The sequence below is a fragment of the Corallococcus sp. AB049A genome (assembly GCF_003668885.1).
In the GTDB taxonomy this organism is placed as follows: Bacteria; Myxococcota; Myxococcia; order Myxococcales; family Myxococcaceae; genus Corallococcus; species Corallococcus interemptor.
The window spans coordinates 1-2,193 of the sequence record NZ_RAWL01000727.1 but is presented as its reverse complement, the minus strand read 5'-3'; the positions used below and the strand labels follow the sequence as shown (position 1 = coordinate 2,193).

The 2,193-nt window shown below is 70.1% G+C and carries 2 protein-coding genes; both read left to right on the top strand.

All coding sequences use genetic code 11. The features are described 5' to 3' along the window. A partial coding sequence (locus tag D7X55_RS38745) for a response regulator (protein ID WP_121725654.1) occupies positions 1–1,246 on the top strand: 1,246 nt, incomplete at its 5' end. Positions 1,247–1,255: 9 nt separating this feature from the next. Beyond that, positions 1,256–2,083: a protein-glutamate O-methyltransferase CheR gene (locus tag D7X55_RS38740; RefSeq protein WP_120550918.1), complete on the top strand. Its 828-nt coding sequence runs from the start codon at positions 1,256–1,258 to the stop codon at positions 2,081–2,083. Positions 2,084–2,193 lie beyond the last annotated feature (110 nt).

Genomic DNA, 2,193 nt, shown 5'->3' with positions numbered 1-2,193 from the left:
CGTCCCCGCCCCGCCGCCCGGCCTGGAGGACGACCGCGAGCGCATCACCGCCGGCTCGCGCGTGCTGCTGGTGGTGGAGGACGACGCGCGCTTCGCCCTCATCCTGCGCGACCTGGCGCGGGAGCTGGGCTTCCAGTGCATCCTCGCCACCACCGCCACGGATGGCCTGGAGGCCGCGGCCGGCCACGCGCCGCACGCCATCCTCCTGGACATGAACCTGCCGGACCACTCCGGCCTCACGGTGCTGGATCAGCTCAAGCGCAACCCGCGCACGCGCCACATCCCCGTGCACGTGCTGTCCGCGTCGGACCGGACGCGGGAGGCGCTGGAATTGGGCGCGGTGGGCGTCGCGCTCAAGCCCGTGCAGCGCGAACAGCTGCTGGACGTCTTCCGCACGCTGGAGACGAAGTCCGCGCCGGGCTCCCGCCGGGTGCTGGTGCTGGAGGACGACGCCCGCCAGCGCGACAGCCTCCAGAAGCTGCTGGAGACCGAAGGCGTGGAGGTGGAGTGCGTGGCCACCGCGCACGCCGCGCTCCAGCGGCTGCGCGAGCACACGTTCGACTGCATGGTGATGGACCTGCACCTGCCGGACCTCAGCGGCCACGAACTGCTGGAGAGGATGGCCGCCGAGGAGGCCGTGTCCTTCCCGCCCGTCATCGTCTACACGGGCCACACGCTCAGCCGCGACGAGGAGCAGCGCCTGCGCCGCTTCTCCCGCTCCATCATCATCAAGGGCGTGCGCTCACCGGAGCGGCTGCTGGATGAGGTGACGCTGTTCCTGCACCAGGTGGAGTCGCGCCTGCCGCCGGAGCACCAGCGCATGCTCCAGGCCGCGCGCGACCGCGAGTCCACGCTGGAGGGCCGCCGCATCCTCGTGGTGGAGGACGACGTGCGGAACATCTTCGCGCTCTCCCGCGTGCTGGAGCCCCGGGGCGCGAAGGTCGAAATCGCCCGCAACGGCAAGGAGGCCCTGGCCCTGCTGACGAAGAGCCTGGCCCAGCCCCAGCTCGCCGTGGACCTGGTGCTGATGGACGTGATGATGCCGGAGATGGACGGCCTCACCGCCACGCGCGAGATCCGCAAGCACGAGGCACTGCGCAAGCTGCCCATCATCGCGCTCACCGCGAAGGCCATGCGCGACGACCAGGAGAAGTGCCTCCAGGCCGGCGCCAACGACTACATCGCCAAACCGCTGGACGTGGAGAAGCTGCTGTCGCTCCTGCGCGTCTGGATGCCCAAGGGGTGAGGCCTTCCGATGCTCGACGTGGCGACGAAGGAGTTCGACATCGAGCTGCGGCTGCTGCTCGAGGCGCTCTATCTGAAGTACCACTACGACTTCCGCGGCTACGCGCTGTCGTCGCTCACGCGCCGGCTGGCCCAGGCCGCGGACCACTTCGGCTGCGCCACGCTGTCCCAGCTCCAGGACCGGGTGCTGCACGAGCCCACGCTGTTCCCCGTACTGCTGGACTACCTCACGGTGCAGGTGAGCGAGCTGTTCCGCGACCCGTCCTACTTCCGCGGCCTGCGCGAGCACGTGGTGCCCGTCCTGCACACCTATCCGTCGCTCAAGGTGTGGGTGGCCGGGTGCAGCACCGGGGAGGAGGCCTGGTCGCTGGCCATCCTCCTGCGGGAGGAGGGTCTTCTGGAGCGCACGCTCATCTACGCCACGGACATCAACCCCACCGCGCTCCAGAGCGCGGAGGCCGGTGTGTACGCGGTGGACCGCGTCGCGTCCTTCACCCAGAACCACCAGCTGTCCGGCGCGCGCACGTCGCTGTCGGACTACTACACGGCCGCGTACGGCGGCGCGGTGTTCGACCGCTCACTCAAGAGCCACATCGTCTTCTCCGACCACAGCCTGGCCACCGACAGCGTCTTCGCGGAGGTGCAGCTCTTGTCGTGCCGCAACGTGCTCATCTACTTCAACCGCGACCTGCAGGAGCGCGCGCTGGGCCTGTTCGCGGAGTCGCTCTGTCACAAGGGGTTCCTGGGCCTGGGGGCGCGCGAGTCGCTGCGCTTCTCCTCGCACGAGGCGTCCTTCACCCCTGTCGTCCCCGAGGACCGGCTCTACCAGAAACGCTAGAGGACCCGCCGCCCATGCCCACTCCACACCGCCCCTCCGCACCGCCCGCTGGCCGCGTCGACGCCATCGTCCTCGGCACGTCGGCGGGAGGCGTGGAAGCCCTGACGCAC

Coding starts and splice junctions, on each gene's coding strand:
- D7X55_RS38740 (WP_120550918.1), top strand. CDS start 1,256: ATGCTCGACGTGGCGACGAAGGAGTTCGACATCGAGCTGCGGCTGCTG.